The organism is Type-C symbiont of Plautia stali (assembly GCF_059730935.1).
In genome coordinates this window covers 1,485,558-1,501,564 of sequence record NZ_AP035923.1, presented here as the reverse complement: position 1 = coordinate 1,501,564, position 16,007 = coordinate 1,485,558, and the positions used below count along the sequence as shown (strand labels likewise).

The following is a 16,007-nucleotide window of genomic DNA, read 5'->3' as shown; positions in this document are numbered from 1 at the left end:
CGTCAGAAAACACTGCAACCGGAGCAAACACTGCATGGAACTCGAGTACGAAAGTAAACGTCCGCTGTATATTCCTTACGCGGGTCCGATCCTGCTGGAATTTCCGCTGTTGAACAAAGGCAGCGCCTTCTCGCTGGAAGAACGTAACGAATTTAACCTCAATGGCCTGCTGCCAGACGCCGTAGAAACCATCGAAGAGCAGGCCGAGCGCGCCTGGCGTCAGTTCCTGGACTTCAAAAACAATAACGACAAGCACGTCTACCTGCGCAACATCCAGGACACCAACGAAACGCTATTCTATCGCCTGCTGGACAACCACCTGGAAGAGATGATGCCAATCATCTACACCCCAACGGTTGGCGCGGCCTGCGAACACTTCTCAGAAATTTACCGTCGCGCGCGCGGGGTGTTTATCTCCTACAACAACCGCGACCGCATTGAAGACATGCTACAAAACGCCACCAAGCAGAATGTCAAAGTCATCGTAGTCACCGATGGCGAGCGTATTCTCGGCCTCGGCGACCTGGGCATTGGCGGCATGGGCATTCCTATCGGTAAGCTGTCGCTGTACACCGCGTGTGGTGGCATCAGCCCGGCCTACACCCTGCCGGTGGTGCTGGATGTCGGCACCAATAATCAGCAACTGCTCAACGATCCGCTCTACATGGGCTGGCGTCATCCGCGCATCACTGGCGAAGAGTACGAAGCCTTCGTTGATGAATTCATTCAGGCGGTGAAGCGCCGCTGGCCAAACGTGCTGCTGCAGTTTGAAGATTTCGCGCAGAAAAACGCCATGCCGCTGCTGGAGCGTTACCGCGATGAGATCTGCTGCTTCAATGATGATATTCAGGGCACGGCCGCTGTCACGGTGGGCACGCTGATCGCCGCCAGCCGCGCTGCAGGCAGCCGTCTGTGCGAGCAGAAAGTGGTGTTCCTCGGTGCCGGTTCCGCCGGCTGCGGTATTGCCGAGCAGATCGTCGCACAGATGAAATCCGAAGGCCTGAGCGATGATGAAGCGCGCGCGCGCGTGATGATGGTAGACCGTTTCGGCCTGCTCACTGACAAATTGCCTAACCTGCTCGATTTCCAGAGCAAGCTGGTGCAGAAGAGCGACAATCTGAAAGACTGGGATGTCACCAGCGATTCGATTTCACTGCTCGACGTGGTGCGCAATGCCCGGCCGGATATCCTGATCGGCGTTTCCGGCCAGCCGGGACTGTTCACCGAAGAGATCATTCGCGAGATGCACAAGCACTGCAAACGCCCGATCGTGATGCCGCTCTCGAACCCGACCTCACGCGTGGAAGCAACGCCGGCTGATATCATCGCCTGGACCGACGGTGACGCGCTGGTCGCCACCGGCAGCCCGTTTGCACCGGTCACCTGGAAAGGCAAAACCTACCCGATTGCCCAGTGCAACAACTCCTATATCTTCCCGGGTATCGGTCTCGGCGTGATCGCTGCCGGCGCCACCCGCGTAACGGATTCGATGCTGATGACCGCCAGCCGCGCGCTGGCTGACTGCTCACCGCTGGTTAACGACGGTGAAGGTCCGGTGCTGCCAGAGATTAAGGACATCCAGGGCGTCTCCAAAGTGATCGCCATGGAAGTGGGCAAAGCGGCGCAGCTGGCGGGCGTGGCGGTTGTCACCTCCGAGGACGTGCTGTCGAAAGCCATCAACAACAACTTCTGGCTGCCGCAGTATCGTCACTACCGCCGTACCTCGATTTAATTGCAGACCGACGCTGCCGCACGCTTCAGGTGCGGCAGCGCTTAAAAAAACGTCAGCCGACCGGCGCGAACTTGCTTAGCCGTGCCGCCTCAAGTAGCCTTGACCCATCTGAATTTTCGTCAACCGAGTGCCCGTGCGCATACTTAAACGCGTTTTCTTTGGTCTGTTTATCATCATCTTACTGGTGATGGCGACCGCGCTCGGCCTCGATCGCTGGATTAGCTGGCGAACCGCGCCGTTTATTTATGAAGATGTCGCTTCGCTGCCGCATCGCCAGGTCGGCGTGGTGTTGGGCACCGCCAAGTATTACCGCACCGGCGTCATCAATCAGTATTACCTGTATCGCATTCAGGGCGCGCTCAACGCTTACAACAGCGGCAAGGTGAATTATCTGCTGCTGAGCGGCGATAATGCGCTGCAGAGCTACAACGAGCCGATGACCATGCGACGCGATTTAATTAAAGCCGGCGTCGATCCCTCAGACATCGTGCTGGATTATGCCGGTTTCCGTACGCTGGATTCGATTGTGCGCACGCGTAAAGTCTTCGACACCAACGACTTTATCATTATTACCCAGCGCTTCCACTGTGAACGCGCGCTGTATATCGCCCAGCATCTGGGCATTCAGGCGCAGTGCTACGCCGTGCCGTCGCCCAAGAATATGCTGTCGGTGCGGTTCCGCGAGGTGGGTGCGCGCCTCGGTGCGCTGGCGGATCTCTATCTGATGAAGCGCGAGCCGCGTTTCCTTGGCCCGCTGGTGCCGATTCCGGCGGTGCATGAAGTGCCGGAAGATGCGCAGAGCTACCCGGCGGTCACACCGGAACAGTTGCTTGAGCTGGAAGAGAAGCTGCGGAAATAATCGGCGAGAGGCCAGCAGCCGGATCTGACGTTGGCGAGTTAAGCAGGATCGCGGCGATGCTGCCGGTGCGCATCAATGCGCACCCTACAAAATAGCGGCCATCCCTGCAAGTCTCACCGCTATCCTTATTGTGCAATAAAAACAAAAAGGGCCGCGTTGCCGCAGCCCTGATGGTTGACCTTGTTCTCTGCTATTTCTTACGCGCGTATTTCAGCGAATCAAGCGCCACGGCGAAGATGATGATGCCGCCCTTGATGATGTACTGCCAGTACGGGTTCACGCCGATGTAGGTCAGACCGTAGTTGATGACGGTGAAGATGATCACACCGGTCACCACACCCGCGACGGTACCTACCCCGCCAGCGAACGACACGCCGCCCACCACGCAGGCCGCAATCGCATCCAGCTCATACATAAAGCCGAGGTTGTTAGTGGCACTGCCGATACGGCCCGCTTCCAGCATCCCGCCGAAGGCATAGAACACGCCGGACAGCGCATACACCAGGATCAGGTTAAGCGGAACGTTAACGCCAGAGACTTTCGCCGCTTCCGGGTTACCGCCAATAGCAAAAATGTTTTTGCCGAAGCGGGTTTTATTCCACAGGATCCAGACGAACACGATGGCGATAATCGCGTAGAAGGTGATAAACGACAGCTTGAAGTCGCCGAAGCGCAGGAAGCCCTGGGCAAACTTCGAGAAGCCAGCGTCAAAACCGGCAATCGGTGAAGCGCCCACGAAGTCGTAGTACAGCGAGTTGATGCCGTAAACGATGATCATGGTGCCCAGCGTGGTGATAAACGGCGTCACCTTCAGGTAAGCGATGATCACGCCGTTAACCAGACCAATCACGCCACCGATGATGCACACGGTCAGAATCACCAGCGGAATCGGCACGGTTTCCAGATGCGGGAACACCTTGTTGGCGTTATCCATCGACTGCAGCAGCGTTGCCGCCACCACCGCCGCCAGACCCACCTGGCGCCCCGCCGACAGGTCGGTGCCCTGGGTCACGATCAGACCGGCTACGCCGAGGGCGATAATAATACGGACCGATGACTGAGTCAGAATGTTACTCAGGTTCATCAGGCTTAAAAAGGTCGGATCCTGGAAAATAATAATCGCCAGCAGTACCAACAGGACAACATAAATGCCGCCCTCTTTTAACCAGGTTAGCGCATTCTTTTTAGTAGTCGCTTTCATGTTAAAGCCCTTGCTTCATTAAAGGTGTAATGACGCTAAACGCAGGATTTCATTCTGCGAGGTCGTTTTAGTATCGACAATGCCCGCTACCTGACCATTACTCATTACCAAAATACGGTCGGTAATGCCCAGCAGCTCTGGCATTTCAGAAGAGATAATAATGATGCCCTTTTCTTTTTTCGCCAGCTCCGAGATCAGCTGATAAATCTCGAATTTAGCGCCAACGTCAATACCGCGCGTCGGTTCATCAAGCATCAGTATTTCCGGCTGCGTCAATAACCAGCGACCAATAATGACTTTTTGCTGGTTACCGCCGGAGAGCGATCCAATTTGGGTATGATGGCCGGGCGTTTTCACCCGCATGGCATCAATGACCCACTGGGTATCGCTTTTCATGCGTTTATTATCCAGCAGACCCATACTGGATTTATATTTCTTGATATTAGAAATGAGCGAGTTAAAACCAATATCCAGGTAGGCATAAATCCCGGTGGAACGCCGCTCTTCCGTTACCAGCGCAAAACCATGGTTGATGGCTTCGTTGGCGCTGTGGTTATTAATCGCTTTACCGTGCAGTTTAATGGTGCCGCCCGACTTCTCACGGATACCAAATAAGGTTTCCACAATGTCAGTACGCTTGGCGCCCACCAGGCCGGCAATCCCGAGAATCTCGCCTTTATGCAGATCAAACGAGATATCACGGATCGATGGCTGGCGCAGCGAGGTCAGATTGCGCACCTCCAGAATCACTTCACCCGGCACGTTAGTTTTGTCCGGGAAGCGCTGGTTGAGCGAACGGCCGACCATCATGGCGATGATCTTGTCCATGTCCAGCCCTTCCAGCGGCTGAGTGGCAATCCACTGGCCGTCACGCAGAATGGTGATCTCATCGCACAGCTGGAAAATCTCTTCCATTTTATGCGAAATATAAACAATACCGCAGCCGCGATCTTTCAGCTTACGGATAATGGTGAACAGATGGTTAACTTCTTTTTCGGTCAGCGATGACGTGGGCTCATCCATAATGACGATTTTCGCGTCATAGGAAAACGCCTTGGCGATTTCAATCATCTGCATTTGCGATACCGAAAGCGTCGCGACTTTATCGCGCGGATCGATATCAATATCTAATTCATCAAAGATCGCTTTGGTATCACGATACATTTTATCCTGATCGACAAACGGACCTTTGCGCGGATAGCGCCCCAGCCACATGTTGTCCATCACGTTGCGCTGCAGCACCAGGTTTAATTCCTGATGCACCATTGAAACGCCATTTTCCAGCGCCTCTTTGGAGGATTTGTAATCTATTTCCTCACCCTGAAATAGGATGCTCCCCGTATCCTTTTTATAAATCCCAAACAGGCATTTTAATAAAGTGGATTTTCCGGCGCCGTTTTCACCCATTAAGGCATGGACGGAGTGCGGCCGCACTTTTAAATTCACATTATCTAAGGCTTTCACCCCTGGAAATGATTTCGAGACATTCGTCATCTCCAGCAGATATTCTCGCTGTGTGGTCGGATTCTCACTGGCCATAATTTACCTGGCTAAAAAAAGCGTTGGTCAGATGCAATAAGGCGCGGCAGAAAAGCCGCGCCCGGGACGAATTACTTCACAAACTGCGACAGGTTTTCTTTATCAACCGGTACGTACGGTACGCGCACTACTTTGCCGTCCATCTTGAAGTTGGTACCTGCGGTTGGCTCTTTGCCATTAGCCAGGTTGTTAGCAATGTCCAGCGTGGCTTTCGCCTGGTTTTCCGCATCGTTCAGCACGGTACCGGCCATCGCACCGGATTTCACCAGCGCCAGCGCTTCTGGCAGGGCGTCTACACCAAATACCGGAATGCTGGTTTTGTTGTGCGCCTTCAGCGCTTCAACCGCACCCATCGCCATCGCATCGTTGTTCGCGATGATCACTTCAATTTTGTTGGCGTTCGGGCCAGACAGCCAGGCGTCAACTTTGTCTTTCGCCTGCGCGGTATCCCACATTGCGGTATCCATCGCCAGCTGCTGGGTTTTGATGCCGTCTTTGTTCAGGGTTTCGATGACGTATTTGGTACGCGCTTCAGCGTCCGGATGGCCCGGTTCACCTTTCAGCAGCACGAACTGAATCTGACCATCTTTGTTCAGATCCCAGGCTGGCGTGGCTTTCCAGTGTTTCTCGATCAGCTCACCCTGCTTGATGCCGGACTCTTTGGAGTCGGTACCGACATAGTAAGCTTTGTCGTAGCTGGCCAGCACTTTCGCGTTAGGCTCTTTGTTGAAGAACACCACCGGCACGTCGTTCGAGCGCGCTTTGTCGATCACCACTGCCGCAGCAGCCGGATCCACCAGGTTGATAGCCAGCGCTTTCACGCCTTTCGCCATCAGCACGTCAATCTGGTCGTTCTGTTTGGATTGGTCGTTCTGTGAGTCGTTCATCAGCAGCTGAATGCCGCCAACGGCTTTCGCCTCTTTTTCGATGTCTTTGCGCACCATCGACATGAAGTTGTCGTCATATTTATAAATTGTCACGCCAATGCGGGTATCGGCGGCGTGCGCAGTTGCACCAAACATCATGCTGGCAACCAGTGCTGTGAGCGTGAAAACCTTCTTATTCATGGTATCTCCGGTTTTTTTATGCAGGGTATTTCATCGCGCCGTATTGCCTGCGGGCAGACAGCGCAGTCGGTTGAAACGCTATTTTTTTATGGGGCAGGCGCTGCTACCAAGCCGGACCACCATCGCTATCCTGACTTCCCTGTAGGTAAACGCTTCCTGAAGTGTGTTGTGAACCATTTCAATCGGCTACTGAAACCAGACCGGGGAAGGAAAGCCCGGCGTTACATAATGTTTCAGTCCGGTAAGACGCTGCCATCATAGTGAGCGCCATGTTAATTAACTGTGAATACAATCACAGATTGGAAACGGTTACACGGCGCTATCGCCTGAATTAGTGACCGACTCCACAATTTGCCGCTGCGCCACTGAATGGCGCCGCACCAGCGTAGGCATGAAGCAGTGCGCGGCGTGCGGATCGAGCGTGCCTGCTGCGCCCTGCAGGGCCAGCTCAGTCGCCAGTTTCGCCATAGAAACAATGGGATAGCGTACCGTGGTCAATTGCGGGTCGGTGTAGCGGGAAATGGGGATATCATCGAAGCCGATGACAGAGAAATGCTGCGGCACCTGAATACCGTTATCTTTCAGCGCAGTGAGCGCACCGGCCGCCATGCCATCGTTATAGGAGAACACCGCAGTGAGGTGCAGATTGCGCCCCAGCAGTTCCACCATCGCGGCTTCACCGCCCTGCATGTCCGGTTCGGCATGTGCAATCCAGCCCTCCGGCGGGCGGATGCCCTGCTCCGCCAGCGCCTGCAGCCAGCCGTCGCGGCGCTGCGCCACGTCCTCAATCGGATGGCTGGAGCTGAGGTATCCAATGCGCTGATGGCCCTGCTGTAACAGCATACGCGTCGCTATCTGCGCCCCGGTGACATTATCGAGGCAGACGCAGCGGTGCTCGTAACCGGGAATAGTACGATTAATCAGGACCATACCGGGGACCTGATCCATAAACCGGGCCAGCTCCGCGTCTGTAAGCGTTTTCGCGTGCACCACCAGCGCGTTGCAGCGCTGGCGGATCAGCACCTCAATGGCATGGCGTTCTTTCTCTTCCTGATGCCACGAATTGCTGATGAGCACATGCTTGTGCATGCGCTGCGCCACGGTATCCACCGCTTTAACCAGCGCACCAAAGAAGGGATCGGAAACGTCCATGACCACCACGCCGATGGTATCGCTCACCTGGGTCGCCAGCGCCTGCGCGTTGGCATTCGGCCGGTAGCCGAGCGATTCAACCGCCTGCAGCACGGCTTCGCGGGTATCAGAGGTGACTGCACTGCTGTTATTAAGCACCCGCGACACGGTGGCAACGGAAACCCCGGCCTGACGGGCGACATCACGAATCGTTATCATGCAGTTGTTCCACAGAGGAGAAAATGCGCGACTGGCGCGTAACGGCGCTATTCTGTCAGGGCATCGGAAACAGCTGCGTGAATTACGTCACACGGATGAAAACGGTTACATACAATTATGCAACCTTTGTGATGAACATCATTATCTGCCGGCGGACGCGTTATCCGCTTTTCCGGCGGCGAGCTGCGTCAGCCGGCGCCAGAGCCACTCCATCGGTCCCTGCGGGAAGACGCGCAGCCACAGCACGGAGAACAGAATATTGACCAGCCAGATAGCTGGTACAAAGGCCAGTAGTTGCAGGCGGTCAAATTTGAGGAACAGATCGAAGCGGTAGAACAGCGTGGTGCAGATTAGCGTCTGCAGCAGATAATTGCTCAGCGCCATGCGGCCGACGCACTGAATGGCGTAACTGAACCGCGTGGCGGCGATGGCCGGCCAGTAACCGAGACAGAGCGCAGCGTAGCCAAGGCTGATAAACGGACTGGCGAGATCGCGTGGCACCTGCAGGAAAAAGCCGCTCCAGCGAAATTCCCACTGTAGCAGCCACTGTGCCATCACGCCGGGTATGGCAATCAGCCAGCCGATGGTCAGTAACAGCGCCGCCGCGCGTCGGTAGTGTTGCAGACTAAACTGGCCGCTGAGCCAGCCGCTGCGCATCAGCGCGGCACCGATCAGCATCAGCCCGGCCAGCTGCCAGCCATACTGCGAAGCCAGCGCCATCAGGCCGGATGACAGGTGCTCGAGGCGATTCTGCACCGCTTCCCAGCCGCCGACCAGTTTCCAGTAGCTCTCATACTCCAAGTCTGCCGCGCCCGGCAGCCATGAGCGCGTCGGCTGCGGACTGGAGATGATGCCAAACACCAGCAGCACGGCACAGCCCACCAGATAGAGCAGCACCCCGGTATGTAATAGCGCCCGCTCCGATGGCACGTCACGCAGCATGCGCCAGACAATCAACCCAATCAGGCCATAATCCAGCAGGATGTCGCCTTCCCACAGGAACACCGCGTGGATGAACCCGATGAAGACCAGCAGCGTTAAGCGCGAGGAGATCCAGCGGCTGCCGCGCGGCACCTGCAGTGCCAGCCCGGCACCAAACAGCAGCGCAAACAGCGTCAGGAATTTTAGCTGCGCCAGGCCATCCATGATTGCCCAGGTCCAGGCATCAGAAACGGAGGCTTCACCCTGCCAGGCCGGATTGAGATAGGCCGCCGAGGGCAGACCAAAGCCGACGATATTCAGCAGCAATATGCCGAGAATGGCGCAACCACGAATGAAATCCAGCGCGAGATAGCGTTGCATCGAGTGCCCTGACGGTGAGAGGAACACGGGCGACAACGACGCCGCCCGCGCTGCTTAGCTGTGGCGTACCGCGCGCAGAAACTCCTGACGCGTGTTCTGGCTCGATTTGAACAATCCGCCGAGTGAAGTGGTGGTGGTCGCGCTGGTCGCATCTTTGACGCCGCGCGCTTTCACGCAGTAGTGCACCGCATCGATCGACACCGCCACGTTATTGGTGCCCAGCAGGGTTTGCAGCGCCACCAGCACCTGCTGGGTTAAACGCTCCTGCACCTGCGGACGCTGGGCGAAGAACTGTACGATACGGTTAATCTTCGACAGGCCAATCACCTTGTCTTTAGGGATATAGGCCACGGTGGCTTTGCCGTCGATGATCACGAAGTGGTGTTCACAGGTGCTGGTCAGGGTGATATCACGCACGGTGACCATTTCGTCCACCTTCATCTTGTTTTCGATGACGGTGATTTTCGGGAAGTTGGCGTAATCCAGACCTGAAAATATTTCGTCGACATACATCTTGGCGATGCGGTGCGGCGTCTCCATCAGGCTGTCGTCTTCCAGGTCCAGATTCAGCAGCTGCATAATCTGGGTCATGTGGCCGGCGATCTCGCGCTTGCGTGACGCGTCGTCCATGTCGCGCACCGGGGCGCGTAATGGCGTTTCCAGGCCACGCGCCAGCAGTGCTTCGTGAACCAGGGCGGCTTCCTGACTTAAGGTGCTCATCGTACTCTTCTCCGGCAGGTGATGCGCCCGCAGGTCTGCGCCTGCGGGGGAAATTCTGAGCGCGTATTGTGAAACACAACGCGCGCTTAATCCAGCAATCAATCCGATTGGAAATGAAAGCGTTTCAGGTGGGCGATCGCCGCATCACCAGCGCCCCCGCCAGCAGCAAACCGCCTCCGGCCACCCACAGCGCCGGATCGAGCCGGTGCCATAGCAGGCTGGAAATCCAGGACAGCAGCGGCCCACCGAGCTGTCCGATGGCATAACCGGTCGTGAGCAGGCCGGCAAGATAGCGCGCGTGGTGCGGCGCCAGCTCCCGGCTGTACTGCAGCGACAGCTGCACCACGCAGAGAAAGCCGCCGCCAATCAGCAGCGCCGCCAGCAGCAGACCGTTAATGCCCGGCAGTACGATGGCGGCGATCACGCCCAGCGCCTGCGCCCACAGCACCAGCGCCAGCCGCCGATGGCTGCTACCCCAGTGGCGCGTCACGATCCCCAGCACGATGCCGATCACCGCCGCCCCGCCAAACACCGGCCAGACAAACTGCGCAAAAGCGCTATCAGGGAAGCGCGCCGCCGCCATTTGCGACAGGAAGGTGGCGGGCAGAATATAGCCAAAGCCGGCGAGGCTGTAGCTGAGGATCAGGCGCTTCAGATTACGCGTCAGTAGCAGCGGCTCGGCGGCCTGTTGCGGGCGATGCAGCTGTCCGCTGCGCGGCAGGAAGCGCGCAATCGCGGCAATCAGCAGCAGCGCCAGCACACCGTACGCCGCCCAGGCAAACGCCGCGCTCACGCCGCTGGCGTGCAGCAGTACCGCCAGCATACCGCTGATGAAGATGCCGGTGCCGGGACCAGCAAACACCGCTGCCGACAGACCCGGCCGGCCGTGATGCAGCAGTTGCTCATTGCTCCATGCTGCCACCAGCACCATTGCCCAGCCGCTGGCGACGCCGATCAGGAAACGCACCACCGCATGCAGCCACGGCCCGCTGATACAGGCGGACAGCAACGTCAGCGCGACGGCACCCCAGACGCCCAGCTGCAGCCGCCACTCCACGCGCCGCTGCGCGCGCATCGCGTCAAACGATCCGGCCAGATAACCGAGATAGTTCAGCGCCGCGACCAGGCTGGCGCTGGCGAGCGTGAGCTGACCGTCGTGAATCATCAGCGGCACCTGCGGGGTAAACGCAAATCGCCCAATCCCCATTGCAACCACTAAACTTAAAAATGCGCTAAGCGCGACTCGCCACGCCATTCTGACTCCGGATCGATTGGATTATCACTTGTCAGCAGCATGCATGACGTTTAGACTCACGAAAAGTGAATAATATTAACCAAGTTGTTTACGAGAAGAGAATATGGATTTAGTACAGCTCCGCATGTTCTGTTCCGTGGCCGAAACCGGCTCACTGGCGCGCGCCGCCGAAATGCTGCATCGCGTGCCATCTAATCTCACCACGCGACTGCGACAGCTGGAAGAAGAAATCGGCGTCGATCTGTTTATTCGTGAGAAGCAGCGCATTCGTTTGTCGCCGATGGGCCACAATTTCCTCAATTATGCGCAGCGCATTCTGGAGTTGAGCGACGAGGCGCTGAACATGGCGCGCGCCGGTGAACCCGGTGGTAACTTTGCCTTCGGTTCGATGGAGAGCACCGCCGCCACTCGCCTGCCGGGATTGCTGGCCGCCTATCATCAGCGCTTCCCCAACGTCGCGCTGTCGCTGGTGACCGGCACCTCAGGCGATATCATCGATAAAGTGCGCGCCGGCACGCTGGCGGCGGCCCTAGTGGACGGTCCGGCCAGTCATGACGATCTGAATGGCTGCATCGCCTTTCGTGAAGAGATGGTGCTGATCACCAGCCTCGAACACGCGCCGATTCACAGCGCCCGCGATACGCAGGGCGATACGCTATTTGCCTTTGGCAACAGCTGCTCGTACCGCACCCGGCTGGAGTCCTGGTATCGCGACAGCCAGAGCGCACCGCACAGCGTTATGGAGATTCAGTCTTATCACGCCATGGTCGCCTGCGTAGCCGGCGGCGGCGGCGTGGCGATGATTCCCGCCTCGGTGCTGGCGCAGATGCCGGCCCGCGCGCGCGTGCAGCAGCACAGCCTGCCGCCGACCTGGCGCGACACGGCCACCTGGCTGATGTGGCGCCGCGACGCCTTTACGCCCAACGTTGAGGCGCTGAAGTATCTGATTATTGAAATGTTTGATGACCGCCCGCTCAACGATGAACTGCTGCATCCGCTGCAGGCCGCTGAGTAAGCGTTATTTTTTATCCAATCACGACATCACAGGAAGAGGGATTGCATGAACATGATTAAAACCCGCGCGGCCGTGGCCTGGGCTGCTGGCGAACCGCTGAAGATTGAAGAAGTGGATCTGATGCCGCCACAGAAAGGGGAAGTGCTGGTGCGCATCGTTGCCACCGGCGTGTGCCATACCGATGCTTACACCCTGTCCGGTAAAGATCCGGAAGGCGTATTCCCGGCGATCCTCGGTCACGAAGGTGGCGGCGTGGTTGAAGCGGTGGGCGAAGGCGTTACCAGCGTGGCGGTCGGCGATCACGTGATCCCGCTGTACACGCCAGAGTGCGGCAAGTGTAAATTCTGTCTCTCCGGCAAAACCAACCTGTGTCAGGCAATCCGCACCACACAGGGCAAAGGGCTGATGCCCGACGGCACCACCCGCTTCTTTAAAGACGGCAAGCCGATCTTCCATTACATGGGCACCTCGACCTTCTCTGAGTACACCGTTGTACCGGAAATCTCCCTGGCGAAAATCAGCAAAGAAGCGCCGCTGGAAGAAGTGTGCCTGCTCGGCTGTGGCGTGACCACCGGCATGGGCGCGGTGATGAACACCGCCAAAGTGAAAGAAGGCGACACCGTGGCGATTTTCGGCCTCGGCGGTATTGGCCTGTCGGCAATCATTGGGGCGAAAATGGCCAAGGCCGGTCGCATCATCGGTATTGATATCAATACCAGCAAGTTTGACCTGGCGCGCAAACTGGGCGCAACCGACCTGGTTAATCCGAAAGATTTTGCTAAGCCAATTCAGGAGGTTATCGTTGAGATGACCGACGGCGGCGTGGACTTCTCGTTTGAGTGTATCGGTAACGTCAACGTGATGCGTTCCGCGCTGGAGTGCTGCCATAAAGGCTGGGGCGAATCAGTGATTATCGGCGTTGCCGGTGCCGGCGAAGAGATTTCTACCCGGCCGTTCCAGCTGGTTACCGGTCGCGTATGGCGCGGGTCGGCGTTTGGCGGCGTGAAAGGACGTACTCAGCTGCCGGGCATCGTGCAGGATTACCTCGACGGTAAGTTTGCGCTGAATGATTTCATCACCCACACCATGCCGCTGGAAGAGATCAACGAGGCATTTGAGCTGATGCATGAAGGCAAATCGATCCGTTCCGTGGTGCATTTTAATAAATAAGCAGGAGGCGACATGGCATCCACTCTGGAGCTGCTGGAAGAACACCGTATTTTTGGCGGCTGGCAGCAGCGCTGGCGTCATCAGTCCGCCGTGCTCAACTGCCCGATGACGTTCAGCATTTTTCTGCCACCGCCGCGCGACGACGCGCCACCGCCGGTGGTGTGGTTTCTCGCCGGGCTGACCTGCAACGATGAGAACTTCACCACCAAAGCCGGTGCGCAGCGCGTGGCGGCCGAACTCGGTCTGGTGCTGATTATGCCGGACACCAGCCCGCGCGGCGATGCAGTGGCCAATGACAGCGGGTACGATCTGGGCCAGGGTGCCGGGTTTTATCTCAATGCCACGCAGCAACCGTGGGCGGCACATTATCGCATGTTCGATTATCTCAGCGAGGAGCTGCCGGCACTGGTGGCGGATAACTTCAAGCTGAGCGATCGCCAGTCGGTAATGGGGCATTCGATGGGCGGCCACGGCGCGCTGGTGCTGGCGCTGCGCCTCGGCGGGCGCTTTGCGTCGGCGTCCGCGTTTGCACCAATCGTCAACCCGAGCGAAGTGCCGTGGGGACAGAAAGCCTTTGCCGCCTATCTGGGCGACGATCGCCAGACGTGGCGCGAGTGGGATAGCTGCCTGCTGATGCAGAACGCTGAACATCGCCTGCCGGTGCTGATCGATCAGGGCGATAGCGATCAGTTCCTCGCCGATCAGCTACGCCCGGAGCGGCTGGAAGCAGTGGCGCGCGAGCAGAACTTCCCGCTGGAGCTGCGTATCCAGCCGGGTTATGACCACAGCTACTTCTTTATCGCCAGCTTTGTGGAGGACCATCTGCGGTTCCACGCGCAGCATTTACTGGCGTAGTGCACTTCTCTGCCCCTCTGATGCTGAGGGGCAGAACGTGTCTGACGTCAGGCCAGTGATTCCGCCACCAGCCCGTCAATCATTACCTGAGGCATGCCCTGTGAGCAGTGCTCAATGCGGCCGCGCACGCCATACACTTGCGCCAGCGTCTCTGGCGTAATCACCTGCGACGGCACGCCGTCGGCCAGCAGTTGCCCCTGCTTCAGCATCAGCGCGTGATCGGCATGACGCAGCGCGATATTGATGTCATGCACCACCACCACCGTCACCATGTTGCGCAGCTGGGTTTCGCGCCGCACCAAATCCATCACGTGGAACTGATAATTCAAATCCAGCGCGCTGAGCGGTTCATCCAGCAGCAGTAGTTCCGGACGGCGAATCAGCGACTGCGCCAGCCCGACCAGCTGCTTCTGGCCGCCGGACAGCTGATCGAGGTAGCGCATCGCCAGATGGGCAATGCCCAGCTGCTCCAGCAGGTGCATGATTTCCGCTTCACTGGCGGCACTGTGTAATCCGCCGGAGGCACGCTGCGCCACGATGATCGACTCCAGCACGTGCAGATGCACACCGGCTGGCAGCGTCTGCGGCAGATAGACCACGCGCTGCGCGCGCCGGGCAAACGGCTGGCTCATCAGCTCTTCACCGTTGAGCCACAGCTCGCCCTGCCCTTTGCTCAGACCGGCCAGCGCGCGCAGCAGCGTCGATTTGCCGCAGCCGTTGGGCCCCAGCAGCACGGTGATTTTGCCGCGTGGCAGCTGCGTGACATTGAGATCGTCGATGACGTTCCGCTTCGGGTAACCGGCGTAAAAGTGGCTGACGCGTAAGCCCTGCTCCATCACACTGTCCCCCGATGCCGCAGAATAATGCTGAGAAAGAACGGCACGCCCACCAGCGAGGTGACGATGCCGACCGGAATGATAACGCCGGGAATGAGGTTTTTCGAGGCCACCGACGCCAGCGACAGCACCAGCGCGCCGGTCAGCGCACTGGCCGGCAGATAGTAGCGGTGATCTTCACCAAACATCATGCGCGCAATGTGCGGCGCGACCAGGCCGATAAAGCCGATCGGGCCGACGAATGCCACCGCCAGCGCCGAGAGAATGCTGATGCGCAACAGCGTCGCCAGCCGCAGACGCCGCACATCAATGCCGAAGCTCACCGCGCGATCTTCACCAAGGCGCAGCGCCGTGAGTTTCCAGCTGCTGAGCATCGAGAACGGCAGCAGGATGGCAAAGGCGGCGCTCAGCACGCCCAGTTTTTCCCATGAAGCACGCGCCAGACTGCCCATGGTCCAGAACACCAGGCCCTGCAGCGTATCTTCGCTGGCGATGAACTGCATCATCGAAACCAGGGCGTTAAAGGTGAACACCAGCGCGATGCCAAACAGCACCACGCCGGAAGTTGAGACTTTGCTCCAGCGCGTGATGCCATCCAGCATCAGCGCGGCAAACAAGGCGAAGACAAAGGCATTGGCGGAGATCAGCCACTGGTCCGGCACGCCGGGAATACCAATGCCGAGAATGATCGCCAGCGCGGCACCAAACGCCGCTGCCGACGAGACGCCGAGCGTAAACGGACTGGCCAGCGGGTTATTAAGGATGGTCTGCATTTCAGCACCGGCGAGGCCGAGTGAGAAGCCGACCACCACCGCCATCAGCGCATACGGCAGACGGATGTCCCAGACGATCACGCGCGTGCCGGCGTCCACCGCTGCGGGATGGAGCAGCGTTTGCCACAGCGTGTCGAGTGTCAGGCCGGCCGGGCCAAGGGTGAAATCGAGGATAACTGAAGCGAGGATCGCCAGCACCAGCACACCAATCAGCAACAGTCGCTGACGCAGAACCTGACGATAACGGGTCAGGGTATCGGCTTCGGTGCCATGTTCCGCCACCAGCGCGGAGTCCGTACTACGCATTGTTCTACCTGTTTCCTGTCGCCTTAT

General features: G+C 58.1%; 14 protein-coding genes. 5 read left to right on the top strand and 9 right to left on the bottom strand.

All coding sequences use genetic code 11. From position 1 onward, the window contains the following. The first annotated feature begins 34 nt into the window (after nucleotides 1-34). Entirely contained in the window at nucleotides 35-1,732 is a 1,698-nt protein-coding gene (locus AC6I7J_RS06840; protein ID WP_021509286.1) for an NAD-dependent malic enzyme, read from the top strand. A gap of 139 nt (nucleotides 1,733-1,871) precedes the next feature. Beyond that, nucleotides 1,872-2,591, top strand: a complete 720-nt coding sequence (gene sanA, locus AC6I7J_RS06835; protein WP_104093252.1) for an outer membrane permeability protein SanA — start codon at nucleotides 1,872-1,874, stop codon at nucleotides 2,589-2,591. Between the two features lie 190 nt (nucleotides 2,592-2,781). Here sanA and mglC read toward each other — a convergent pair whose 3' ends face one another. From mglC to AC6I7J_RS06800, 7 genes are all read right to left on the bottom strand, one after another. Then, entirely contained in the window at nucleotides 2,782-3,792 is a 1,011-nt protein-coding gene (gene mglC / locus AC6I7J_RS06830; RefSeq protein ID WP_021509284.1) for a galactose/methyl galactoside ABC transporter permease MglC, read from the bottom strand. Between the two features lie 18 nt (nucleotides 3,793-3,810). Next, nucleotides 3,811-5,331 carry a galactose/methyl galactoside ABC transporter ATP-binding protein MglA gene (gene mglA / locus AC6I7J_RS06825; protein WP_021509283.1) on the bottom strand — a complete coding sequence of 507 codons (1,521 nt, stop codon included), beginning with the start codon at nucleotides 5,329-5,331 and terminating at the stop codon, nucleotides 3,811-3,813. A gap of 71 nt (nucleotides 5,332-5,402) precedes the next feature. Further along, on the bottom strand, nucleotides 5,403-6,398 hold the full coding sequence (mglB, locus tag AC6I7J_RS06820; protein WP_021509282.1) for a galactose/glucose ABC transporter substrate-binding protein MglB: 996 nt from the start codon (nucleotides 6,396-6,398) through the stop codon (nucleotides 5,403-5,405). A 309-nt stretch (nucleotides 6,399-6,707) separates the two neighbouring features. Beyond that, nucleotides 6,708-7,748 carry an HTH-type transcriptional regulator GalS gene (gene galS / locus AC6I7J_RS06815; RefSeq protein ID WP_498007029.1) on the bottom strand — a complete coding sequence of 347 codons (1,041 nt, stop codon included), beginning with the start codon at nucleotides 7,746-7,748 and terminating at the stop codon, nucleotides 6,708-6,710. 141 nt (nucleotides 7,749-7,889) lie between these two features. Further along, the gene (gene yeiB, locus AC6I7J_RS06810) at nucleotides 7,890-9,050 is read right to left on the bottom strand and encodes a DUF418 domain-containing protein YeiB (protein ID WP_136547342.1); all 1,161 of its coding nucleotides are present in this window, start codon (nucleotides 9,048-9,050) and stop codon (nucleotides 7,890-7,892) included. Nucleotides 9,051-9,104: 54 nt separating this feature from the next. After that, nucleotides 9,105-9,770, bottom strand: coding sequence for a GTP cyclohydrolase I FolE (folE, locus tag AC6I7J_RS06805; protein ID WP_021509279.1), 666 nt, complete (start codon nucleotides 9,768-9,770; stop codon nucleotides 9,105-9,107). Between the two features lie 124 nt (nucleotides 9,771-9,894). Further along, nucleotides 9,895-11,025, bottom strand: coding sequence for a YbfB/YjiJ family MFS transporter (locus AC6I7J_RS06800; RefSeq protein ID WP_059009177.1), 1,131 nt, complete (start codon nucleotides 11,023-11,025; stop codon nucleotides 9,895-9,897). Between the two features lie 103 nt (nucleotides 11,026-11,128). Between AC6I7J_RS06800 and ptrR the strand changes: the two genes are divergently transcribed. The 3 genes from ptrR to fghA are packed head-to-tail and all read left to right on the top strand — an operon-like array spanning nucleotide 11,129 to nucleotide 14,065. Then, nucleotides 11,129-12,040 (top strand): putrescine utilization regulator PtrR, encoded by a 912-nt coding sequence (gene ptrR / locus AC6I7J_RS06795; RefSeq protein WP_498007028.1) that lies wholly within the window; start codon nucleotides 11,129-11,131, stop codon nucleotides 12,038-12,040. Between the two features lie 45 nt (nucleotides 12,041-12,085). Next, the gene (locus AC6I7J_RS06790; protein ID WP_021509276.1) at nucleotides 12,086-13,210 is read left to right on the top strand and encodes an S-(hydroxymethyl)glutathione dehydrogenase/class III alcohol dehydrogenase; all 1,125 of its coding nucleotides are present in this window, start codon (nucleotides 12,086-12,088) and stop codon (nucleotides 13,208-13,210) included. A 12-nt stretch (nucleotides 13,211-13,222) separates the two neighbouring features. Further along, nucleotides 13,223-14,065, top strand: a complete 843-nt coding sequence (gene fghA, locus AC6I7J_RS06785) for an S-formylglutathione hydrolase (RefSeq protein WP_274526767.1) — start codon at nucleotides 13,223-13,225, stop codon at nucleotides 14,063-14,065. Between the two features lie 47 nt (nucleotides 14,066-14,112). Here fghA and AC6I7J_RS06780 read toward each other — a convergent pair whose 3' ends face one another. After that, a complete protein-coding gene (locus AC6I7J_RS06780; RefSeq protein WP_238561794.1) occupies nucleotides 14,113-14,901 on the bottom strand; it encodes an ABC transporter ATP-binding protein in 789 nt (262 codons plus the stop codon). Beyond that, the gene (locus AC6I7J_RS06775; protein WP_132465083.1) at nucleotides 14,901-15,980 is read right to left on the bottom strand and encodes a FecCD family ABC transporter permease; all 1,080 of its coding nucleotides are present in this window, start codon (nucleotides 15,978-15,980) and stop codon (nucleotides 14,901-14,903) included. Before AC6I7J_RS06775 ends, AC6I7J_RS06780 begins: the two co-directional genes overlap by 1 nt. Nucleotides 15,981-16,007: the final 27 nt, after the last annotated feature.

Coding starts and splice junctions, on each gene's coding strand:
- AC6I7J_RS06840 (WP_021509286.1), top strand. CDS start 35: ATGGAACTCGAGTACGAAAGTAAACGTCCGCTGTATATTCCTTACGCG.
- mglC (WP_021509284.1), bottom strand. CDS start 3,792: ATGAAAGCGACTACTAAAAAGAATGCGCTAACCTGGTTAAAAGAGGGC.
- mglA (WP_021509283.1), bottom strand. CDS start 5,331: ATGGCCAGTGAGAATCCGACCACACAGCGAGAATATCTGCTGGAGATG.
- mglB (WP_021509282.1), bottom strand. CDS start 6,398: ATGAATAAGAAGGTTTTCACGCTCACAGCACTGGTTGCCAGCATGATG.
- galS (WP_498007029.1), bottom strand. CDS start 7,748: ATGATAACGATTCGTGATGTCGCCCGTCAGGCCGGGGTTTCCGTTGCC.
- yeiB (WP_136547342.1), bottom strand. CDS start 9,050: ATGCAACGCTATCTCGCGCTGGATTTCATTCGTGGTTGCGCCATTCTC.
- folE (WP_021509279.1), bottom strand. CDS start 9,770: ATGAGCACCTTAAGTCAGGAAGCCGCCCTGGTTCACGAAGCACTGCTG.
- AC6I7J_RS06800 (WP_059009177.1), bottom strand. CDS start 11,025: ATGGCGTGGCGAGTCGCGCTTAGCGCATTTTTAAGTTTAGTGGTTGCA.
- ptrR (WP_498007028.1), top strand. CDS start 11,129: ATGGATTTAGTACAGCTCCGCATGTTCTGTTCCGTGGCCGAAACCGGC.
- AC6I7J_RS06790 (WP_021509276.1), top strand. CDS start 12,086: ATGAACATGATTAAAACCCGCGCGGCCGTGGCCTGGGCTGCTGGCGAA.
- fghA (WP_274526767.1), top strand. CDS start 13,223: ATGGCATCCACTCTGGAGCTGCTGGAAGAACACCGTATTTTTGGCGGC.
- AC6I7J_RS06780 (WP_238561794.1), bottom strand. CDS start 14,901: ATGGAGCAGGGCTTACGCGTCAGCCACTTTTACGCCGGTTACCCGAAG.
- AC6I7J_RS06775 (WP_132465083.1), bottom strand. CDS start 15,980: ATGCGTAGTACGGACTCCGCGCTGGTGGCGGAACATGGCACCGAAGCC.